Source organism: Burkholderia sp. MSMB0856 (genome assembly GCF_001524645.2).
Classification (GTDB): Bacteria; Pseudomonadota; Gammaproteobacteria; order Burkholderiales; family Burkholderiaceae; genus Burkholderia; species Burkholderia diffusa.
Map to the genome: position 1 here is coordinate 847,425 of NZ_CP013429.1, position 22,776 is coordinate 870,200.

The 22,776-nt window shown below is 61.2% G+C and carries 17 protein-coding genes and 1 pseudogene; 9 read left to right on the forward strand and 9 right to left on the reverse strand.

Annotated features, from left to right (window positions below; all coding sequences use genetic code 11):
- Positions 1–10: 10 nt before the first annotated feature.
- From WS87_RS32560 to WS87_RS32570, 4 genes are all read right to left on the reverse strand, one after another.
- The gene (locus tag WS87_RS32560; RefSeq protein ID WP_059820831.1) at positions 11–1,612 is read right to left on the reverse strand and encodes a cbb3-type cytochrome c oxidase subunit I; all 1,602 of its coding nucleotides are present in this window, start codon (positions 1,610–1,612) and stop codon (positions 11–13) included.
- Positions 1,613–1,691: 79 nt separating this feature from the next.
- Positions 1,692–1,916 carry a hypothetical protein gene (locus tag WS87_RS33865; protein WP_159085743.1) on the reverse strand — a complete coding sequence of 75 codons (225 nt, stop codon included), beginning with the start codon at positions 1,914–1,916 and terminating at the stop codon, positions 1,692–1,694.
- 171 nt (positions 1,917–2,087) lie between these two features.
- Positions 2,088–3,086 carry a malate dehydrogenase gene (locus WS87_RS32565; protein ID WP_059820832.1) on the reverse strand — a complete coding sequence of 333 codons (999 nt, stop codon included), beginning with the start codon at positions 3,084–3,086 and terminating at the stop codon, positions 2,088–2,090.
- An 80-nt stretch (positions 3,087–3,166) separates the two neighbouring features.
- A complete protein-coding gene (locus WS87_RS32570; protein ID WP_059820849.1) occupies positions 3,167–4,300 on the reverse strand; it encodes a TDT family transporter in 1,134 nt (377 codons plus the stop codon).
- Between WS87_RS32570 and WS87_RS32575 the strand changes: the two genes are divergently transcribed.
- The 3 genes and pseudogenes from WS87_RS32575 to WS87_RS32585 form a co-directional block, all read left to right on the forward strand.
- Positions 4,300–5,298, forward strand: coding sequence for a LysR family transcriptional regulator (locus WS87_RS32575; RefSeq protein ID WP_236873286.1), 999 nt, complete (start codon positions 4,300–4,302; stop codon positions 5,296–5,298). The genes WS87_RS32570 and WS87_RS32575 overlap by 1 nt on opposite strands.
- Positions 5,299–5,465: 167 nt before the next feature.
- On the forward strand, positions 5,466–5,723 hold the full coding sequence (locus WS87_RS32580; RefSeq protein ID WP_059820834.1) for a DUF4148 domain-containing protein: 258 nt from the start codon (positions 5,466–5,468) through the stop codon (positions 5,721–5,723).
- A 15-nt stretch (positions 5,724–5,738) separates the two neighbouring features.
- A pseudogene (locus tag WS87_RS32585) lies at positions 5,739–6,065 on the forward strand (DDE-type integrase/transposase/recombinase); the annotation flags it as partial.
- 329 nt (positions 6,066–6,394) lie between these two features.
- On the opposite strand, the gene WS87_RS32590 reads toward WS87_RS32585, so the two are convergent.
- Positions 6,395–9,772: a hybrid sensor histidine kinase/response regulator gene (locus tag WS87_RS32590; RefSeq protein ID WP_059820835.1), complete on the reverse strand. Its 3,378-nt coding sequence runs from the start codon at positions 9,770–9,772 to the stop codon at positions 6,395–6,397.
- A 149-nt stretch (positions 9,773–9,921) separates the two neighbouring features.
- Between WS87_RS32590 and WS87_RS32595 the strand changes: the two genes are divergently transcribed.
- The 6 genes from WS87_RS32595 (at position 9,922) to WS87_RS32620 (ending at position 15,501) form a co-directional block, all read left to right on the forward strand.
- Positions 9,922–10,584, forward strand: a complete 663-nt coding sequence (locus WS87_RS32595; protein WP_059820836.1) for a response regulator transcription factor — start codon at positions 9,922–9,924, stop codon at positions 10,582–10,584.
- A gap of 230 nt (positions 10,585–10,814) precedes the next feature.
- Complete coding sequence (locus WS87_RS32600; protein ID WP_059820837.1) at positions 10,815–11,477, forward strand: response regulator transcription factor; 663 nt, start codon at positions 10,815–10,817, stop codon at positions 11,475–11,477.
- Positions 11,478–11,716: 239 nt separating this feature from the next.
- A complete protein-coding gene (locus WS87_RS33870) occupies positions 11,717–11,875 on the forward strand; it encodes a hypothetical protein (protein ID WP_159085744.1) in 159 nt (52 codons plus the stop codon).
- 335 nt (positions 11,876–12,210) lie between these two features.
- Positions 12,211–13,878, forward strand: a complete 1,668-nt coding sequence (istA, locus tag WS87_RS32610) for an IS21 family transposase (RefSeq protein WP_442861422.1) — start codon at positions 12,211–12,213, stop codon at positions 13,876–13,878.
- The gene (istB, locus tag WS87_RS32615) at positions 13,875–14,645 is read left to right on the forward strand and encodes an IS21-like element helper ATPase IstB (protein ID WP_059820839.1); all 771 of its coding nucleotides are present in this window, start codon (positions 13,875–13,877) and stop codon (positions 14,643–14,645) included. Before istA ends, istB begins: the two co-directional genes overlap by 4 nt.
- 193 nt (positions 14,646–14,838) lie before the next feature.
- Entirely contained in the window at positions 14,839–15,501 is a 663-nt protein-coding gene (locus WS87_RS32620; protein ID WP_082750772.1) for a response regulator transcription factor, read from the forward strand.
- Between the two features lie 678 nt (positions 15,502–16,179).
- Here the strand turns inward: WS87_RS32620 and WS87_RS32625 are convergent.
- The 4 genes from WS87_RS32625 to WS87_RS32640 are packed head-to-tail and all read right to left on the reverse strand — an operon-like array spanning position 16,180 to position 22,657.
- Positions 16,180–16,878: a response regulator transcription factor gene (locus WS87_RS32625; RefSeq protein ID WP_059820841.1), complete on the reverse strand. Its 699-nt coding sequence runs from the start codon at positions 16,876–16,878 to the stop codon at positions 16,180–16,182.
- Complete coding sequence (locus WS87_RS34420) at positions 16,875–19,088, reverse strand: TolC family protein (protein ID WP_236873287.1); 2,214 nt, start codon at positions 19,086–19,088, stop codon at positions 16,875–16,877. Before WS87_RS34420 ends, WS87_RS32625 begins: the two co-directional genes overlap by 4 nt.
- 3 nt (positions 19,089–19,091) lie before the next feature.
- Positions 19,092–20,336, reverse strand: a complete 1,245-nt coding sequence (locus WS87_RS32635; protein WP_059820842.1) for an HlyD family type I secretion periplasmic adaptor subunit — start codon at positions 20,334–20,336, stop codon at positions 19,092–19,094.
- Positions 20,333–22,657: a type I secretion system permease/ATPase gene (locus WS87_RS32640; protein WP_082750773.1), complete on the reverse strand. Its 2,325-nt coding sequence runs from the start codon at positions 22,655–22,657 to the stop codon at positions 20,333–20,335. Before WS87_RS32640 ends, WS87_RS32635 begins: the two co-directional genes overlap by 4 nt.
- Between the last annotated feature and the right edge of the window lie 119 nt (positions 22,658–22,776).

Here is a 22,776-nt window from a genome sequence, read left to right on the forward strand (position 1 = left end):
TCGTCGATGATTAGGCCTCGGCCGTGACGGCCGCAACTGCCTGACGGTCCGTACGCATCGTCAGAAGTTTGCAGAAGTGATACGCGAACACGCAGTGCCCGAGGGTCATCAGCGTGCCGCCAACCGTGCGCGCCGCAAGATACGGCAGAGTGACGGTCACGGACGCCATGAACGGCTGTTTCGGGTCGAGCATCGCCAAGCCCTGCAGCACGCCACCGATGGTCAGTGACACGAAGTAGATGCCGATGCCCGCGACGACCAGCCAGAAGTGCCACGCGATCAGCTTCGGAAACGGCCATTCGCGCCCGGCCACGCGTGGCATCAGGAAGTAGATGGCGCCGAACATGATCAGCGAATAGAAGCCGTACACGCCCAGATGCGCATGGCCGATCGTGTACTGCGTGAAATGAACCACGCGGTTGAACGATCGCACCGCTTCGAGCGAACCCTGCATCGACACCAGTGTGTAAAGCACGGAGCCGAGTGCGACGAAGCGCAATGAATACGATTGCTTCAGGATCTCGCCATGCCCCTTGAGCGTCATCATGTGATTGATCGCCACCGCAATCACCGGCACGATCATCATCACGCTCTGCACGATCGACACCGTTACGACCCATTCAGGCACCGGGCCGCCGATCAGGTGGTGCACGCCGGCCTGGCTGTAGAACATGGCCAGCGCCCAAAAGCCGATCAGCGACAGGTTGTACGAGTAGATCGGGCGGCCGACGATCTTCGCGATCAGGTAGTAGGCGGTACCAAGGCCGAGCGGCGTGAGCCACAGGCCGAGCACGTTGTGCGCGAACCACCAGTTGACGATCGCCGATTCGACGCCGAAGTGCACATGCGGCACTTTCGCGACCACATACAGAATCGGGAACCATAGCAGCGCGGCGGCGAGATACCATACCGACACGTACAGGTGGTCAACCTTGCGATGCCGCAGGGTCAGCAGCAGCGGCACGGCCGCCAGCGCACCCGCGATCGCGAGCAAGATGCCGATCTGCCAGGGAATCTCGAGCCATTCGAGTCCATCGCTCCAGCCGAACAGGATCGCAGCACAGCCCATCGCGACGCCGAGGTTCCACAGAACCGCGCCGACAATCGCGAAACGCGCACCGACCAGTTGCGTCTTCAACAAGCGAGGCAGCAGCCACAACGCAACGCCGATGCCCGCCATCGATGCCCATCCGTAAGTCACGATGTTCAAGTGCACGATGCGCGTGCGGCCGAACGTCACCAATGGCGAGCCCGACAGCCAGTCGGGCACCTGGAAGTTCAGCGATGCAAGCAGGCCGAACAGCGAACCAAGCAGCAGCCAGCCCACCGACGATGCGATGAAGGCCAGCGCCGCCGCACTGCTCGACCGGTCAGCCAGCACGCGATCGCGCAGTTCAGCGGGGTCGGGCTGCGAACCAGCGGCGGCGCCGCCTTCCGGCGAAACGCCCGCGAACGGCTCCGCATGGCCGATCTCGCCTTCGGCGAAGATCACCGTGGCGGCCGACTGCCCCATTTTCAGCAAACCGCTCGATTGCGCCCAGATGAAGACGAACAGTCCGAGCACCGTGATGATGAACGACAGGCTGAGCAGCACGCCCAGTGTGAAATTCATGAGTTCTCCCTTGTTGCGTTGAAGCTAGATCGACGCGCCGACTACGCAGGCCGCACGACTCGTCGAAACGAAAGCGGGTTCAGCTCGCACGCCCCTGGCAACAGATCGGCATGACGATCGGGAGATCGTTCGACGCCTTCGCGAACGTCATGAAAAACGGGGCATTCGCCGCATGCGCGTTCGCCGCCAACGCGCAAGTGACAGCGACGGTCGCCGACAGTGCGCCTGCCACAATTCGGCGCCGGAATCCGTCTCGCGCTAGGGTCCGGTTCATTGCTTCGTTAGCCTGAATCTGATTCGACATGACTGCTCCATTGGAAAGACGGGCGATGTTCGCCTATCGGCACTAAGAGATAAATTTGAAAAGTCAGAAAGTTCGCGAAATTTCGCTGACCGGCTTCAGAAATGCCCTTGAGGGCGCTTGGACACGGACCGGCATATCAGGGCCAATCCGTCGACGTCCTGACACCTGCCGTCAGCACTCGGCGAACAACGCATCGACGGTGGCCGCCTCGTCCTGCAGTTCGTGCACCGAGCGGTCGATGCATTGCCGCGCGAATGCATCGATATGAATGCCCTCGACTCGCTCGTAGCGGCCGTCGTGACAAATCACAGGCACGCCGAATATCAGCCCCCGCGGAATGCCGTAGCTACCATCGGACGGCACGCTCATCGACACCCAGCGGCCATCGCTGCCGCGGATCCAGTCGCGCATCTGGTCGATCGCCGCATTCGCGGCCGACGCCGCAGACGATGCGCCGCGCGCTTGGATCAAGGTCGTTCCGCGCGCCGCCACTTCCGGGATGAAGGTCTCGCGGTACCAGTTCTCATCGTTGACCAAGTCCTTGATCAGGTAGCGGCCGACTCGCGCATACCGATAATCGGGAAACATCGTCGGCGAATGGTTGCCCCACACGATCATGTTGCCGATCACATTGACCGCGATCGCGCAGCGCTGGGCCAGCATCGATACCGCGCGGTTGTGATCGAGCCGGATCATTGCCGTGATCGCATCCTCGGGCAGATCGGGCGCAAAGCGGCGCGCGATGGCCGCATTGGTGTTCGCCGGGTTGCCGACGACCAGCACCTTGACGTTGCGGCTAGCTGATGCATTGAGCGCCTTGCCTTGCGTGCGAAAGATCGCCGCGTTCTCTGCCAGCAGATCGCGGCGCTCCATGCCTCGCCCGCGCGGCTTCGAACCGATCAGGAACGCGCAATCGGCGTCGCGAAACGCGACGGTCGGGTCGGTCGCCACTTCCACCCGGCGCAGTAGAGGAAACGCACAATCCTGCAGTTCCATCACGACGCCCTGCATCGCGCCATAGGCCTGCGGCAGGTCGAGCAGTTGCAGGATGACCGGCTGGTCGTTGCCGAACAGGTCGCCTCGCGCGATCCGGAACAGCAGCGAATAGGCGATCTGTCCAGCGGCGCCCGTCACGGCAATACGCTTTACATCCGGCTTTACTGCATCCATTTTGATATCCTCAATATATTTTCTGGATTAGAGATGGAGACCGCGTGATCAGTGTCCCTATCAAGTTGTCAGCTCAAAATTCAGCTATTCGACGCGAGGCAAGGTGCATGGAACAGCCGGCCTTGCATCACACCGCGCAGGGTGCGAGTCGCGACCACGCTCCAGAAACAAAACAGCATCAGCGCGAAGGCAGTACCCAGCACGGCGAACACCATCATGTCGGTGGCGCGAGACAAACCGATCGTGGCTGCGGTGTACACACCAAGCGGGAACGTGAAACCCCACCAGCCGAGATTGAACTGCATCCCTTCCTTGCGATAGCGCAGCGTGAACAGCACGGCAATTACGAACCACCAGATGCCTGCGCTCCAGAGCAGCAGCGCGCATGCCATGCCGAGTTCGTTTGCGAGCGCGGCGAGCGGCGCGAACGAACTGCCGTCGAACGCCGCCGGCGCCACCCGGCCGAGACCGAGAATGCCGAGCGCTCCTGTTCCGATCGGCCCCAACGTGAGCCAGCTCGACGGTGCGAGGTCGCGATGCGGCAGCTTGTGGATGACCAGTCGGAAGAACACAAGCGTGAGCACCGCGAACGCCATGGCTAGCGAGACGGCCCAGAGTGCGTAGCTGACGCCGATCACCGCTCGTGCGCCGTCGATCGACAAGTGCGGCGCGATCACCGCGCCGCTCGATGCGGTCACTTCCGGGCCGACGAGCGGCAGCAACAACACGGCGCTGACGCGCTCGAATGCATGATTCTGCTCGGTGAACATCAGATACGGCACCGCAATGGCCACCACGACGGCGAGCAGCGCATCGATCCACCAGAGCACCTGCGCGACCGAATGGGCCACCGGCCCGATCGCCGGCGCCGCGAACAGCACGAAGCCGTTGATGATCGGTACGAGGCCCATCGGAATGGCGCCGAGGAACATCGACTGCAGCGGGTGCCGCAGCATCGGCCGGATTGTGTCGGGATACCGGATCGCACGCGTCAGCAGCATTGCGCCGAATACGGCATACAGCACGACATCCGCGCACCATAGCGCGGTCGCGATGCCCTGCTGGCCCGGAAAGCGAAACGGCAGCGTAGCGAGCACCAATGCGACGATGCCGTTGCCCATGGTCACCGCGAACCAGTTCGGCGTGAATTGCCGAATCTTGTACGCGAGAAAACCGGCAGATGCGGTGCCCGTGTTTGCATTTGAATTGAACATTGCGATCTCCATCGACGACCCATGGCCACTACGATAGCGATGCGCTTGACATATTAAAAATACATATAGATGATAATATCCATACCTTTTTTATATACATCAGAATGAACTTTACCCATCTGGCGGCCTTCCTCGCCGTGGTCGAGGCGGGTAGCGTAACCGGCGCATCCGCGCGCTTGCACGTCAGTCAGCCAGCGCTGACCCGCGAAATCCGCGAGCTCGAGGAACGCCTGGGCGTCACGCTGTTCGACCGGCGCCCGCGCGGCATGAGCCCGACCGAGGCGGGGCAACTGCTGGCCGACTATGCAGTGCGAATCTTTTCGCTGTCGGACGAAGCCGAGGCGATGCTCGATGAATTCTCGGGCCTCGTGCGCGGTAGCCTGAAGCTAGCGGCCAGCCGCACGATCGGCAGCTATCTGCTGCCGTCCGTGCTGCATGCGTTCGGCGAGCAATACCGGAATGTATCGATCGACGTGGCGGAGATGAATACGGAGCAGGTCGAGGCCGCGGTACTGGCCTACGATCGCCAGCTCGGTTTCGTCGAAGGCCCGTATGACACGACTTCGTTCGACTCGGCACGGTTCGGCCAGGACCCGCTCATCCCCGTCGCCGCGCCGTCCCATCCGCTCGCGCGCAAGCGCAAGATCCGAATCGACGACATCGCGCGCCACGACGTGCTGTCGCGCGAGCCCGGCTCCGGCACACGAAATGCCGTCGAAGCGGCGTTCGCCGCATGCGGGCTGGCCTTTTCGCCACGCCTGTCGGTCGGTAGCGCCGAAGCGATGAACCGGCTGCTGGTGCGCGGCACCGCGATTGCATGGGTCTCGCGCATGACGATCGAATCGGAACTGACGACGGGTTTACTCGTGCGCCTGCCAGTCGAGGGGCTGGTCATCGAACGCGACTTGACGATCATCTGGCGAAAAGACAGCACGTTGAGCCCGAGCGCACGGCGATTCCGCGATATGCTGATCGACCACTGCGCGCCGGCAACCTGATCGAAACCGCGCGACGATTCCGTGATACCCGCGCCATGCCTCGAAGTTATGGCTGGTGTTTTGAACATGTATTTTTCATGATGGATCGCCACCCCTAGACTTCAGTCCATGCAGACAGTGAATCGCACTACTGACTGCATGAATCGAAACAAGGAAAGGGCAACATCATGAACAAAAGCATCCGTCACATTTCTTACGTCCTCTCGGCACTCACGCTGGCTGCCTCCACCACGGCCGCGTTTGCTACTCCTTCTCCGGGAACGACTTCGCCGGCCGACCACTCTGCTCCACCTGTTATTCAGCAGAATGCGACGCCTGAAGCCCAGCATGCGCTGACGCGCCGCGAAGTGATCGACGAGTTGATCAAGGCCGAGCAGGACGGTACGCTGCAACGCCTGAACGATACGGTTTACCACGGCTCGTAACGCCAGACGAAGCGGCTGTGGCAAAGGCGTCGAGACAGATCCGCGGCAAAACGCCCCTTCAAGCGCGTGCTGTCGGCAAATGCCCCGACGCCCAAGAAGATCGTTACCGATCAGCTGCGCAGCTACCCCGTGGCAAAGGCAGACGTCGAAGAGTTGGCGAACATGCCTTAGCCAAGGCTGCGGCGCGCGTGAACAACCTGACGGAGAATAGTCATCAGCTCACGCGAACGCAAGCGCCGCGGGCGCGGCTTCCGTTTGCCCGATCGCACGCAGACTTTTCTGTCTTGCTTCGATCCGATCCGTCAGCATTTCGCGCTCAAGCGACATTTGCTGCGCGCCTCGCGGGCCGCTTCGACGCCTGGCGCCTGCGTACCGGTCATGCCCAAAATTCGACTATTGTTTTCTGACGGATTGGCACGCGTGGCCGCCACGCAGCGTCGAATCGGCAACGTGACAAGCCCCATCGACTCCTGTTGAAGGTCGTAGATTCTGCTAGCGGTGTCCGTTCGAGCGCTAATCGCGCGCAGCGCAGCCTCGAAATGACCTGCCCGGCGACGAACCGAAGCAGGGACGGCCTCGAGGAGCATGCGATGCCTGCGGCAGCATTCAACTTCTGGATCGAGCCACTCGCGCTTGCAGCTTGGCGCCGAGACGTCAACATCATTCAAAACCTACCCAAACGATCGATCGCTAATCACTGCCTCTAATGACCGGGAAAGCAGTTGCCAGCTCTCGTGCGCCTGTCCCGGCTCCGCCATCCTGAGTTGCCGCTCCAGTACACTGCATTGCTGCGCAAGCTCATGCTGCTGCACAATGCCCAACGCGCCTTTCAGCGAATGCAGCTCCGACAGCATTGCCGCCACATCACCGCGAGCATGCGCCGCCTTCAGTACTTCGAGCGACTTCGTGCACGACTTGTGAAACACCGCGACGAGCGAGGCCGGCATCGCGTGCTCGCCCAGCAACGCGCCGCTCGTGCCGTCACCAACGCCATGCGCTGCGCCACCCGTGGCCTGCGTCAGCACGCGCGCAAGCCCGTCAAGCGACAGCGGTTTGGAGATAACTGTTCGAACGCCGAGTTCGGCACATCGCCGGCGCTCGTCGACCGTTGCGTCAGCGGTCACTGCGACGATTGGTGTCTGTGGCCAGCGCGCACGCATGATCTGCGCAAGGACGTAGCCGTCCATCCGCGGCATGTTGAGATCGGTGAGTACGACGTCGAAAGTTTCATCGGAAAGCACCCGTAATGCATCGACGCCGTCCGCGACAATTTGAGCCGTACAGCCGAGGAGTGTCAGTTGCTCGTCGAACAACCGCTGGTTAACCTCATTGTCTTCCGCAACCAGGACATGCAGGCCGAGCTGCGGCGCCTGGACATGGCTATCTGCCGACGCGCCGGCGGTGCATGCCTCGTCGAGCGGTACGAGCGGTTTGTTATTCAGCAGATGGTCAAGCGCAGCGCGCAGCCCAGCCGGCGCATAACACGATACCGTCACCACGCGACCGACACGCACGGGCTGCAACGGGCAGCTAACGCCACAATTGATCACAGCCTGGCAGTCCTCGACGATGCGGTTTTCGCTGTCCGCTGACCACCCGTTGCGATCCCCGCAGATGACAAGCACTCGACCGCTGACCTCCGGCAGATCATCCGGATGACGGAAAGCATCGATCTCAGCGCCCCATGCTTCAATCAATGTCGCGGCATACGTATGCCACTCATTCGCCTCAGCCAGCAACATCACACGCTTCCCGGCAAGGATGCGTGCGTCTGCCATGATCGACGTGTCTGAGGACTTGATCTGATCAAGCGGCACACGTACTGTAAAGCGGCTACCCCTGCCGACATCGCCGTCGAACTCGATCGTTCCGCCCATGCCGACCGTCAGACGCTGGCATAGCGCAAGACCAAGCCCCGTGCCGCCAAAGCGTCGGGAAATCGATGAGTCAGCCTGCGCAAACGCCTTGAACAACTGTGCGCGCTGCTCGGCATCGATACCGATGCCAGTATCGGTCACCGTCACAACGAGCGTGCCGCTACTGGCTATGTCACCGACGGTGGGTTCATACGCGATGCCGAGCGTAACCTTGCCTTCGTCGGTAAATTTGATGGCGTTCGACAGCAGGTTGTGCACGACCTGTGCAAGGCGAACCGGATCGCCGTGCATCGGCTGATCGATCGACGCGCCGAACATGCCGTACAGCTCAACACCCTTCGCATGCGCAACCGGAGCGAACATCGTAAGCGCCCGCTCGATGACGTCGGCCACCTTGAACTGGATACGCTCGAATTGCATTTCGCCCGCCTCGATCTTCGAAAAGTCGAGCACGTCCTGGATGATCGCGAGCAGACCATTGGACGATGTGCGGATCGTTCGCAACCGGTCGCGCTGAAGTGGATTCAACGATGAGTGAGCGAGCAGCTCTAGATTGCCCATGATCGCGTTGAGCGGTGTGCGAATCTCGTGACTCATCGTGGCAAGGAAGGCAGATTTGGCTGCACTCGCCTGGTCGGCGGCGACCTTCGCGTCGCGCAGCTGCTGTTGCAGTTCGCGGTTCGCGGTCATATCGACAAATGCGGCGACGATTACGTCTTCGCCCAGGTACCGCCCCAGTGCGAAGCGCGCCTGCAGCGCGATTTCGCCGCGGTCGATCGTGGGCAACATCACGTCTTCCTGGAACACTTCGTCGGATTCACCAACTCGTGCCGCTTTCAGCCGCACATATCGCTTCGTCAACTCGCCCAACAACCTGTCCATACCGCCTTCGATCAGGCGACTCAGTGCATGGAGCGACGATCCACCGTATAGCAGGGCGCCGTTTCCCGCGGACACGAGTCCGATGCCGACCGGTACCGTTTCAATGACCGTACGGCTTAGTCGTTCACTGTCGAACACTTGTTCGGAGCGCGCGTACATGGGACGGAATACACGACGGTTGAGCTGGTACAACATGAACCAGATGGCCACGAGCACAGCCAACGAAATGGCGGCCGCAGCGAGCACTTTGCTCCAGATGGCGTCGGCAATATCAAACCACGAGTAACTGTAGACGAGCGAATACCCCGTGGTACCGATGCGTCGCGCAAGCAGATAGCGGCCACCGTCGCGATGCTCGACTACTCTGCCGGCTACCGGCCCGTGCGCCCGCTGCCACTGCGACACGTAATCGAGCAATTTCAGGTTCGGCTTTTCTTTCGCCGCCGTGGCGATGACGTCACCGTTATCATTGACAATCGCATACACGCCTTTGTACGCCCCATCGAGGATCGGCCACACCAGATCAGCGGGATCTACTTCGTCCACGAGCACCGCTTCGATCCTGCCGTGGTGAACGACAGGTGCCGCAAGTCGCAGCATCTCCTGGCCATCGGGCAGCCGGTAGCGATGCGGCGACCAGTTCACTATCGGTCGCACGTTGTGACCTCGCGGAGGCACCGCATCGAGCAATGCTTCGGCACCGTCGGTAAGCTCCTGCACGAATGCCGTACGACCCGCTACACTGGTCAGCCGGGCCGGACTATCAATCGACGATGTAGGCAGGATGCCCACGATCTGGCGACTGGGGCTGAAGAAAATCTGAGTCGACTGCCGCTCCAGCACTTTCGACATCGCAATGTTGGCACGGCCAATCTGGGTCGCGAATTGAATGTAGTGCGCAATCTCGTCGTCGGTCGGCTGCGCACCCGGTGCTGCCGCGATCAGCAATTCCAGCCGTTCGGCGGGAAACGGCTTCCAGGATAGTAAGTTGCCGCGGGCGCGGAAACGCGCAATAAGACTGGCCGGCACCTCATGCTCGTCGCTCCATGAAAGTTCCGCACGAACCAGCCCGTTCAAGAACGAATGCTCGTTCGCAGCGACACGTCCGCGTACAAGTCGGTGCGCAATTGTGAACATCTCGCGCTCGTCGTCGATGTAAGTACGTACCAGCAACGTCACGTCGGCGAGAAGCGCAACGATCATTACCAGTACAGCGGCACAGCGTCCGCCTGTCATCAGAAGGCGGTGATAGCGGCGCAGCTCACCGAGTGTCTGGTGCAGAAGAGGCATATTAGGGTCCGATCTCGCGGTGCAACGAGGTACGAAGTGTATTCTCGTTGAAAGCCGTAGCATACGGCTCACTACAGGAAACGCTTCGGTTACACTAACCGCGCCTTATCTCTAAATACGCAGCGCCACCCCGCATCCCCCGACCCGTCATGAACATCCGCATCATCTTGGCCGACGATCATCCCACCGTGCTGTCCGGCGTCCGTTATGAACTCGGACGGGTGCCGACGATCGAGATCGTCGGCACGGCAGCGAGTACAGACGATCTGGTCGCACTGTTGTCGCGTAACAAATGCGACGTGCTCATCACTGATTACGCGATGCCCGGCGGCGGCTTCGTGGACGGTCTGCCGTTGCTGCAATACCTGCGGCGCACATGGCCCGACATGAAGGTAATCGTACTGACAACGATCGATAACCTGGCCATGCTGCAGGAAATGTCGAAAAGCGGCGCGGATGGCGTGCTCAGCAAGCTCGATGATATCGATCACCTGATCGCGGCAACACATGCCGTGTACGCTGGAGCGACCTACTATTCCCCCAGCGTGCGAGCCAAGACCGCAGCAACCGCGATCGCGTCCCACACCGCGCCAGCGTTGTCACCACGCGAGGCGGAAGTCATCCGCCTCTATACCTCTGGTCTATCGATCAGCGAGATCGCCGCGCAGTTGAATCGTACAAAGCAAACCGTCAGCGCGCAGAAAATCAAAGCGATGAAAAAGCTCTCCATCGAACGCGACGCCGACCTGTTTCAGTACGCATACGAAACTGGGCTCGTCGCGTCAGGTACCAAGGATGCGGCTGACGGCTGACGGCTGACGGCTGACGGCTGACGGCTGACGGCTGACGGCTGACGGCTGACGGCTGACGCAGCATACCGATCACCCGCTGACGCGTCCAGCGCTCCGCACTACTTCGACCGCAAATAAGACTTGTCTTATTTATTTCAAATAAAAATAAGACAAGTCATCCAGACGGCGTCAGGGCCTACCGCTATATTTTGATACTTGATATGCATCAATCAATGCGGAGAGGCCAAATCATGCTTGCAAACAATACATTCAACGTACTGATTGCGGATGATCATCCGCTTATCCTGGCTGGTATTGACGCAACGTTGCGCAGCTTGCGGCAGTTGCGAATCGTCGGTTCGGCGTGCAACTCCACTGAGATCGTCGAGTTTCTGGAGAAACGACGATGCGACTTGCTGATCACGGATTTCGTGATGCCCGACGGTAAGTTCAACGACGGAATCACGATGCTCACGTATATCCGGTCGCATTATCCGGATCTGCGGATTATCGTGTTTACCGCGCTTGACAGCACCATACTGACCGGGAGCCTGCTGAAACTAGGTGTGAAGGGAATCGTCAGCAAGATCGACGACCTCGGACATTTGATATCCTCGATCTACTCGGTGCGCTCGGGCAACGAATATTTGTCGCCCAGCGTGAGCCGCGGACTCAAAAGTGCGCGTGGCAGCCGCCGGACAACCGATCTCACAAAAAACGAGTTGGAAGTGCTACGCCTATACGTGTCGGGTATGTCGGTCACAGAGATCGCTGCACGGCTGCACCGCACGAAGCAAACGATCAGCGCGCAAAAGCTTAAGGCAATGCAAAAACTCGGTGTCGAGCGGGACGCGGATCTGTACCAAATGGTTTACGAATCAGGGCTCGATACTGCCGCTATCTTCCAGAATTGAGTCGCCGCGATCATCAACACCATCGCCATCCGAAGATTCGTGACTGACTGCGAGAACACAATCCGTCTTGTGTCACGACGCTTCGGGTCACGCGATGACTGCATGTGTGTGCGCCATTGACCTGACCGTCCCTTTCGGCAGCGTCATCTGGCTTCTAGCAGTGCCCTTAAAATTGATAGATTGATCTAACGCCTCTTCGGCGCCACGAATATTCCCATGCAGGTCGGGGGTGTCGCTCGTTGAGCGACGGTGCCACCGCGCGCACCGACGAACTGATCGCGCTGCTGTCGCGTACACCCTGCGACGTGCTGATCACCGATTATGTCATGGCGGGCGGCCCCTTCGTGGACAGACTATCGCTGCTTCAATCCGTGTGCTGCGCACATGGCCCGGCATGAAGGTGATTGTCCTGACGGCGATCGACAACCCAGGGGATCTTCCACAGCGACGCCCATGGCGTCCTCAGCAGGCTCGACGATAAGGGCCACCTGGTCGTGTCGGCGCGACGGCGCGACGTATTTTTCGCCGAGCGTCACGCCACATACGATGCCGGCGGTGACGCCGTTGGAAGCGGCGGCGAAGGTGGCGCGGCTGGCGAACCCGCCACAGACACACCCCGGCGGTCGGTCAAATTCCTCCGGGTATGGTCACTTCAAATTCCCCCACCTAACGATCGCCGGCTAGCGGCCTGAGCCGGCAGTCAGCCGGCCGCGATCGGCGTAGCAGGACGTTTATTTTTGTCTCCTTCGAACAAGAAGAAGGGGATGGGGAGTTGAACGTCTTGAAGCCGCACCTGCAAAGCACCGTATTCACGTTACTCGAGCGCAACAAGAGCCAGCGAGAGATCGAGCGGCTGACGGGAATCGACCGCAAGACGATCCGCCGCTACCAGGCGATCTTCGAGGCCCGTCAGTCCGCGAACGCAAATTCCCCCGGGGTGACCACCGGCTTTGAACCGGCGATCGCGCAAATTCCCCCACCGCCGCGACCACCGGCTGTCGACGCCGCCGCGCCGGCCGCCACCTTCAATTTCGCGCGCTCGGCGTGCGAACCGTATCGCGACTGGATCGAACAGCAGGTGCGCCTGAAGCGCAACGCCCAGGCGATCTATCAGGACCTGGTCGACCAGTATGGCTTCACCGCCCGCTACGAGAGCGTCAAGCGTTTCGTGCGTGCCCTGCGCCACATCGATCCCGAACAGTTCGACCGTCTCGAGTTCGCCCCCGGCGAGGAAGCCCAGGTCGATTACGGCGAAGGCGCACTGACCCGCGATCCGAAGACTGGCCGATACCGGCGCCCGCGGCTGTTCGTGATGACCTTGCGATATTCGCGACGCAGCTTCCGGCGCGTGGTCTGGAAGTCCAGCAAGCAGGTCTGGGCGCAGCTTCATGAAGAAGCCTTCCGCTACTTCGGTGGCGCCGTCAGCTACGTCGTCCTGGACAACCTCCGGGAAGGCGTCATCACGCCTGATCTGTACGAACCCGAGATCAACCGGCTCTATGGCGCGATGCTCGAGCATTACGGCGTCGTCGCCGATCCGGCTCGCGTGCGGGACCCGAATCGCAAGGGGACCGTAGAGAACGCGATCCAGCATACGCAGGGTACCGCGCTCGCCGGCCGGCGTTTCGAGTCGCTCGAGGCCCAGAACGAATTCCTGATGCACTGGGAGGAGAACTGGGCGGCCAAACGCATCCACGGCAGCACGCGGCGGCAGGTCGCGGCGATGTTCCAGGAAGAGAAGCCAAGCCTGAGACCGTTGCCGCTCACTGGCTTCCGCTACTTCACCGAGGTCGTGCGTACCGTCTGGGACGACACCACCGTCAGCGTCGATCGCAGCAATTATGCGGCGCGGCCCGCGCCGATTGGCAGTCTCGTCTCGGTGCGCCTCTACGATTCCACCATCGAGATCCGGGACCGCCGCACACAGGCACTGCTGCGCACCCATCCTCGTGCCCTGCAAGCCGGTTCCCTCGAGTTGCCACAGGACGAGCGCCCGTTCAATCCGTCCCGCCAGACCGCCTTGCTGCTCGCGAGTGCCGGCGACATCGGGCCACAGACGAAGGCGCTATGCCAGCACATGTTCGACGCCGAAGGTCGTGTTGGCCAGCGCGCCATGTGGGGCATCGTCGGACTGGCGAAGAAGTATCCCGCCCGGCTCGTCGAACAGGCCTGCGATCACGCGTTGCGTAACCATGTCTACCGCTACAAACAGGTGCGCGCGATCGTCGAGCGGCTGTTCGAGCAGGCCCTCGAGCGCCTCGACCAGGCGCCACAGCTCGCACTGCCCCTCACACAGGATCACCCCCTGATCCGTCCGCCCGCCGAGTACGGCGAACTCTTTAGCCTCGGCGCGCAGCACGGCGTCGATTCCCAACCTCCAACCGGAGAAACCCAGGCATGACCATGACCGTACCCGAAATCGAACGCGCCCTCAGTCAACTGCGCCTATCCGGCGTGCGCGACACGCTCGAGACCCGCATCCTGCAGGCCCAGGGCACCAACCAGCCGTTCCTCGAGACCTTCGCGCTGATCCTGCAGGACGAACTGGATCGCCGCCAGTCCCGGCTCATCGAGCGCCGCTACCAGCAATCCGGCCTCGAAGAGAAGCTTACGCTCGCCGAATTCGACTGGTCCTTCAACCCGAAACTGCCTCGCCAGGCCTGCTTCCAGCTGCACGCGCTGAAGTTCATCGCCGCCGGCGAGAACGCGCTGATCATCGGCAAACCGGGCACTGGCAAATCGCACATTGCGAAGGCCGTTGCCTACCAGGCCGTGCTGCAAGGCCACAAGGTGCAGTATCTCGAGACCGATGACTTCTTTAACCGTTACGCCCTGAGCCCGGCCGCCCAGCGTGAAACCCGGCTGCGAGCCATCCTCGATTGCGATCTGCTCGTGCTGGATGACCTGTTCCTGTCGCGCACGATTCCCGATGACGCCGGCGCCTTACTGCAAACGCTGATTCACCAGCGCTACAAGCTGCATCGCAGCGTCGTCGTCACCTCCAACCGCGTCGTGCAGGACTGGGGGGCCTACCTCGGCGATAACACGATGAGCACCACGATCCTCGACAGGCTCATGCATCACTGCCATCTGCTCGAGTTCGACGGCCGCAGCTATCGCCTCAAGGAAGCCGCCGAAACGCTTGCGCGCAAAACGAAAGCGAGCTAAAAACCCACTTCATCCTGCTTCCCGGGTGGGGGAATTTACGCGACCACATGTGGGGGAGTTTCAACTGACCGTCCGGGCAGACACATGACTTGTCTCATAAAAAAGCATTGAAAATAGGACGAGTATTAAATCCTGAATTCAGGTATATCGCTATATTTGAAGGGGGCACATCTCTAAAGCGGGGCACATCTAAATGCTGGCGACAAACACTCTTAATGTCGTGATTGCCGACGACCATCCAGCAGTGCTAATCGGAATCGAAGCCACCTTGCGCAGTCTCTGCCCGGTTCACGTGACCGGAACAGCCGGCAACTCGACTGAAATTGTTGACTTATTGTCAAGTCAGCCGTGCGATTTGCTGATTACTGATTTCGCGATGCCGAACGGCAGATACAACGACGGGCTTGCGATGCTGTCGTATCTGCGTACCCATTTTCCCGACGTGCAGATCATCCTGATCACGGCCCTAGATGGTGCCGGGTTGGCAAACAAACTGCTCAAGCTCGGGGTCAAGGCGATAGTGAGTAAAGTCGACGATGTCGCACATCTGATTTCGGCGGTCTATGCTGTACTGGCAAATGCTGAATATCTGTCGCCACAGGTATCGGCGGCTCGGCGTAAGCAGCGCATTGAATCCCGGCACCTGAACCTCACGAAAAGCGAGTTCGAAGTGCTGCGGCTCTATGTCTCCGGGATGTCGGTCAGCGAGATCGCGGCACAGCTGCGACGTACGCGCCAGACCATCAGCGCGCAGAAGATGAAGGCGATGCAGAAGATTGGCGTTGAACGGGATGCGGACCTTTACCAAATAGTCTTTGAGTCACGACGGGGATTCGACGATTTCTTCAGCACTTGAGCAGCGCGATCAGTATCGCGGACCGCGACGGAGCACGCACGAATTCAAACACGTCTCCGACACGCTTTCTGACTCACCCACCCTGTATCGATGATATTGACAGCTTGCGCGATTCGCGGCGAAACATCGATCAACAGCCGTTGCTCCTGCCACGCCCCGAGAGCTGACTTAGCGCGGATTAGCCGGAACTCGATCTGACATGCTCGGGGCCGCAGTATTCGGCGCCACTGAACCGCCCTGGAAATCGTCGAGGCTGGTTGGTTTAAGTTAATGCAGGTTCAGCGGCAGCTGTTTCAAGTTGCCGATAGTAGTTTGCTTCAGCTTCGGGGGCCGGAATATAGTCGACGGGCGTTCTATCAATCGATGATGATTGAACTATCAGGCTCCCTTGTGACGCTGCGGTAGGATTCTTGGCTCAGGCCGATTCGATGTCATTTCCTCGCCGACTTTCGCCTCTATGCCGCTTTCGCGGCGAGCGTTCTCATGCGCGTGAGGTTGTAGGCCGCTTGCGTCAGCAGGAATAACTGCTGGCTTGAATTCGTTCGTGTACTGCCGTCTCCGTACCGCATTTCTGCCATTTGCCTCCCCAAAACAGCCACAAAGTGATCGAACTTCTTGCTGTACATGGAATCGAGGCAAGATCACAGGTCGTGTTCGGAAATCGCATCGCGGGCGCGTTCAATAGCGATCGCGCGATGCACGGCCGTTGTGCGACAGCATCGCGATCAGTTCCGCATCATTGCTCACACCGAGCTTGCGGTACGCGGACTGCTTCTGCGAACTGATGGTCTTGTAGCTGCGCCCGACGCGATCGGCTATCTGCGTGATGGACAAACCGCGCAGGTAATATTCGAGCACGGTCCGTTCGCGCGCGGTGAGATCGGGGCGTGAGATGAGTGCAGGTGCCCCGTCTGGACCAGGCGGCGGGTGCGCGAATGTATCGGTCGTCGGCTTCGGTCTCATGATTCGCGCGCTGAAGTATGTGTTGCCGGCCGCGACCTTGCGCACGGCCTCGGCGTGATCGTCGAGCGATTGCGTGCGGCCGATGAAACCGTTGACGCCCAGCTCGAATAGCCGCGCGATCGTATCCGCGCGCTCGTACTCGGAACAGACCAGAATGCGTGTCGTCGGGAAGTTCGCGCGCAAGGTGCATACGAGATCGAGCCCATCGTTCGTATCGAGCACATGGTTCATGAGAACGAGATCGAAACATGCGCCGTCCGCGAGCGCGTCGAGCAACTGGGCCGCCTGTCGGAAGACGGCCGCCACCGTCCACGCCGGCTCTTGTTCAATCCGTGTGCGCAAGGCGTAGCGCACGAGCTCATGTGAGTCAAGCAATGCGATGCGCAGGTGTGTGTTGTGCGGCGGCGTGCTCATACCGTTCCCTTTAGCCAGCGGATCAACTCGCCCGCGCTGCTCAACTCGCGAAACACGGCCTGATAGCCGTCGAAACGCGTCGTGATTTCGTTTACGCGATTGCCGTAGTGATCGCTTTCGGCTTGCAACACATCAAGCAGCGTGCGCTTGCCGAGGTGATACCACTGATCGAAGAACGCCTTGCGCACGCTATCGGTCTCACCGACGAGGTTGCCGTAAAGACCGGCCCGGTTGAGCAACGTGCGTGCGTCCTCGTCGGCCGCGCGAATCGCATACCCCAGGTCGAGCCGCGCCTGTTCGATCTTCTGCTCACTCGCGCGCGCGCGCTCCAGCGCGGCAATTTCCGCGGCCTTCGCCGATCCGCCCTGGAACGCATTCCAGTTGAGCGTCAGCATCGTCTGGAACGGCTGGGTGCGGTCGATCTCATCGCGACCGATCGTCTTGCTCACAATCCAGTTGATCGAAGGCCGAGACGACACGCGCACCGCTTCTGCCTGCAACTGGGCCGCCTGTGCCTCGGCCCGTGCCTGGCGGATCTGCGGATGCTTGTCCATATCCGACAGCAACAGCTCCAGTGGAGCCGGCACAATATTCCATGCCGACGCCAGCGGCAAATTCAGCGGCCGCTCGCCCACCAGCTTGCGCAGCGTCAGCTCGGTGTCGCGCGCCTTCGCGGCTACCGCATCACGCGAAGCCTGAGCCTGCAATAACCGCGCCTTCGCCTGCGTCAACTCGCTCGCCCGCCCGCGATCGACCGCGACGATCTGGGCGAGCATCGTGACGAGTTGCTGCATTCGGTCCACGAACTGCTGGCTAACCGTGATCAACAGCCGCTGCTTGGCCAGTTCGGCCATCGCCGTCGTGACCGTGTACGCCGAATTCTCGAGTTGCCCATCGTAGTATTCCTTGCCCGCGTCAGCCGTCTTCTGACGGCTCTTGATCGACTTCGACAGATAGCCCCAGTCGAAGATCGACGTTGTCACATTTGCTGTGATCGCCGTGCCGTGCCCGGCTGAATTACGCGTCGAGCCACCGAATTCGACAGACCTCGAACGCGACGAGAATTGCAGTTGCGGCCAGCGCCGGCCCTTGACTTCGTCCACGTCGGCCATTTGTGCCCGATATGACGCATTTGCAAGCTGAATCTGCGGACTGCGATCGAACGCCGCCTCGACCGCCGCGAGAAAAATCGGACGCAGATCACTCTGCGGCGGCAAGCGATCGCGAACGTCTCCATCGACAGGCGCCGCCATCCAGTCGCGTGCGAGTTCCGCCTGCGAACGCGTACCTGGCATCGCGGCCGAGCCTACAAGGTTAAGACGCGGATCAAACGCAGCGGGATAAACCCGCTCGCGCCGCTCGGCATTGATCATCTCCGCGAGTGTGACCCGACCATTCGCAGCCGATGCCAGCGACGCGCCACCATTCCGCAACAGCGATTCGGGCTTGCTGGGGTGCGCCGTGAGCGTGCGGGCGCGCATCCGGACCGCCGCCTGCCTGGTCACCGCATCCCAGCCCGGCTGGACGGACGAAGCCGACGCACCTGCCAGATCCGGCGGTAATGCACCGATATCCGGCCGGATCGCCGCCGACCGACCGGCCGCACCTTCGTCCGTCGGTGCCGGCCGCGGTATTTCCCGCAGCGCGCCTGTTGCCGTACCGGCCGCCGACGGTGCATCCGAGCGTGTCGAGACGCCCGACATGACAAACCCTGTCGATACATCCTCATGCACGCCCCGCTGGCTGACATCAGTCCACGCCCGTCCGCCCGCCGAACCTCTGGCCGATCGCGGCGGCGGTGCGGCGCGACTGCCCGCGCCGATCGACGCGACTTGGCCGTTCGCCCTGGCCGCCCGCTCGGCTTGCAGCATGGACGCAATGCGCAATGCGCGCGCGGTACGCATTGCCTTGCGTGCCTCGAGCCGCTGCGTGCGCTCCGCGCGGGTTGAACGTGTCAGGTTTTCGGCGCTTTCACGGTCATCGGATAACGAAATGGTGACGACTTTCTCCGACGGCTCGGCGTGCTTCGATTCGTCGCCTGCAACCGGATCGGCACCGCCTGCCGATTCGACCAGGGCGGCCGAGCTCGAGTGCGAGACGGCCATCATGCCGGTTGCGAGCAGCAGCGACAGCGTCGTGCGTCGAAACGGCAAATCGGAGAAAACTCCGCTGCGCACGGCTGCATCGGCGCACTGGTGAGTAGATGGCATGGCTTATCGCTCCCGGAATGCTTCGCGCGCTTTGAAAATCGGCTTGAGCAGGAAATCTAGAATGGTCTTTTCGCCGGTGCGGATCTCGACGTGCGCGATCATCCCCGGCAGGATCGGCAAATGCTTGCCGCCGGCATCGAGATAGGCCCTGTCCGTCAGCACCTGTACTCGATAAAAGGTCGCGTCCTTGCCGGTCGCAGCCTTTGCGTCGTCCTTCAGCGTGTCCGGACTGATGTACTCCACCTTGCCCTTGAGTCCGCCGTAAATGCCGAAATCGTAAGCGGTGATCTTGACCATCGCAGCCTGTCCAGGCCGCAGAAACGCTACGTCCGACGGCTTGATCTTGCCTTCGACCAGCAACTGATCCTCCAACGGCACGATCTCGAGAATGTGCTCGCCTGGCTGAATCACCCCGCCGATCGTATTCACACGCACATTCTTCACCGTACCGTACACAGGTGCGACGATCGTCGTCCGGGACAGCACGTCGCGCCGACCGATCAACGACTCGTTCGTCTGCGCAAGTTCCAACTCAAGCTTGGTCAACTCCGAGTTCGCATCGGCCTGGTAACGGTTACGGCGTTCGACCATCTGGGACTTCAGCTCGTTTGCCGCCCGCCTCATCCGCAGCAGTTCGACGTCGGACATCAGGCCTTTCTCCGCGAGCGGTGCGGCGAGCGCAATTTCCTTCTGCTGCAGCGCATAGCTGCGCTCGAGTGCCGCGATCGACTCTTCGAGTGCATGCCTGCGCGCGTTGTACGCCTTCGTCTCCATCTGCACGACATCCGTCTCGCCACGCACCTCTGGCGGAAATACCAGTGGCTGCGAGAATGCCTCGGCGCGAAGCCGTGCGAGCGTTGCCCTCAGGCCGATCGCCTTCGAATACGCTTCACGGTAACTCGTCTGTGCGCGTGTCGGATCGATCTTGAGCAACACCTGCCCCTTCTTGACGATGTCGCCTTCGCGCACGTTCATCTCTTCGAGAATCCCACCCTCCAGACTCTGGATGACCTGCTCGCGAGAGCGCGATATGACCGTCGCTTCGCCCTGCGTGATTTCCTCGACACGGGCGATCTTGGCCCAGATCACAAACACGGCCAGCAGCGCCGCGATGACGTACAGAATTACCTTCGAGCCCGGCGACGATTGCGTGAGCAACGCCTCGCGCATGTCGCTCATGTACTCGCGCTCGGCCTTGCTCATCGTCAGCTTGCGGCCCGGCCGCCGCGCCCTCCATTTCGCGATCATGTGCTGTGCTCCATCCGGTCGGCTGCGCTCGCTGGCGCGGCACCCGGCACGTCGCCCGGGTGCGCGGGCCGCATCCGTATCGTGCGCGCGGGCCGGGCGCGGACGGCATCCTGCGCGCCCGCCTCGCCCTGGCTGGCGAGCCGTGCAAGAATCTCCTCCTTCGGGCCGTCCGCGACGATCCGCCCATCTTCCACAACGACAATGCGATCGACGAGCGAAAGCAGCGACGGCCGATGCGTGACGACGATCAGCGTCTGTCCTGCCGTTGCTCGCGCGAGGTGTTCGATGAAGGCCGCTTCGGTCTGCGTATCCATCGCGCTCGTCGGTTCGTCGAGCAGCAACAGTTGCGGATGCGTCAACAGCGTGCGTGCGAGTGCAACGAGCTGCCGCTGTCCACCGGACAATCCCGCCCCGCCCTCACCGATCGGCAGGTTGACGCCCATGGGATGCCGAGCGGCGACATGATCCAGTCCGGTCAGCTTCAACACCCGCAGCAATTCTTCCGTCGTCGCGTCAGGCCGCGCAATCATGACGTTTTGACGCAGCGAACCGTAGAACAACCGTCCGTCCTGCCCGACATAGCCGACCGCTCGGCGCCAGTCGGCCGGATCGATCTGCTCGACGGCAAGCCCGCCGAGAAACATCGCACCTTGCGTCGGCATGTACATCCGCCCCATCACGCGCAATAACGTCGACTTTCCGCTTCCAATCCGGCCGAGCACGGCCACGCGCTCGCCCGGCTCGATCGCGAGGTGGATGCCTTTCAGGATTTCCGGGTTCGGCTGCATCGGCGGCGCCGGATACGAAAAGCGCACATCCTTCAGTTCGACGCGCCCCACGAGCGGCGGATTCGTGAGGTATTCCCGGCTCGGATCGCGCTCCGACGGCATCTCCATCAGTCGGTTCAGCGACTCGAACGCGGCCTTCGCCTGCTGAAATCTCAATGCGAGACCCATCACCGCGTTGAGTGGCGCCGTTGCGCGGCTGGCAAGCATCACCGATGCGATCAACGACCCCTGTGTCAAGCGCCCCTCGGTAATCAAATAAACGCCCGTGACGACGAGCACAACCGTTTGCACCTGCTGAAGGAATTGCACGATCGTCATCGCGCGCGACGACAGCGTCTTCGTACGCTGGGACGTTGCCGACTGCATCGCGCTGAACGTTTCCCAGCGCTTCTGCATGTAACCTTCTCCGCCGACAGCCTTGAGCGTCTCAAGGCCTTCGATCGACTCGATCAGGACTCCCTGCTTGAGCGATGCTTCACGCAGACTTTCCTTCATCGCACGTGCCAGCGGCCACTGGATCGTCACACTGATGCCGACGATGATCGGGATCATCAGCGCGGGAATCCAGCCAAGAGGGCCGCCCACCGCAAAAATCACGCCCGCGAACAACAGCACGAATGGCAGGTCGGTTACCGCAGACAGCGTCGCCGACGTCGCGAAGTCGCGCACCGATTCGAATTCGCGCAACTGGTTCGCGAACGATCCGGATGACTGAGGCTTATGCTCCATCTGGATCGACAATGCCTTGCGGAACAGGATCGTGCCCATCACCAGATCGGCTTTCTTGCCTGCCGCATCGAGCAAGTGCGAGCGCGTATAGCGTGATATTCCCTCGAATGCCATCGCGACCGCCACGCCGATCGCCAGCGACCAGAGCGTGACGAATGCCTGGTTCGGCACGACGCGATCGTAGACATTCATCGTGAAGAAAATGGACGCTAGACCCAGCACGTTGATCAGCACCGCGCCGACCGCCGCACTGTAGTAGAAACGGCGATAGCGCCATACGGTCTTGAACAGCCAGTGACCGATCGGCTCGGGGGTTACTTCGCCCGCACGCGTGTCGACCTTTGCCGCCGGCTTCACGAGAATCGCGAAACCGCCGTAGATCTCGATCAGCTGTTCGTCGCTGTATTCGACGGCCCCCCCCGCGATCTCGGGCATCCAGACCTGACACAGGAGCGCCCCGCGCCGCTCGGCGTCCGGATCGCGCCGCACGCCGAGCAAGATGCAACCGCCCTTGTCCTTGCGCACCAGCAACATCGGCATCAGATGGCCGGGCAACATCCGCAGCTCGCGTTCGACTAGCCCCGCCTGCATCCCGGCGTTCGCGAATGCATCGAGCGCCATCGACGGTGACAGAAAGCCGAACTTGGGCAACCCGGCCGTGATCGCGTCGCGACTTTTGCCGAAACCGTAGCGCTCGCACATCCACGCGACGCAGTCCATCAAGCTGTCCTGGTAAGTCGTTTCACTGCTCTTCCGGACATCCTCATTCCGGTCTGCCTGGTCAGGCGTGGTACTTGCACTCATCCTTCGTTTTCCTGCTGCTGTGGCACGCATTGGAGCGGCACGCGTGGAACACGCGACACGCATCGAATCCGGGCTCGGCGGGGAATGTGTCTTGCACGTTTCCGCCATTGCCGGCCTCA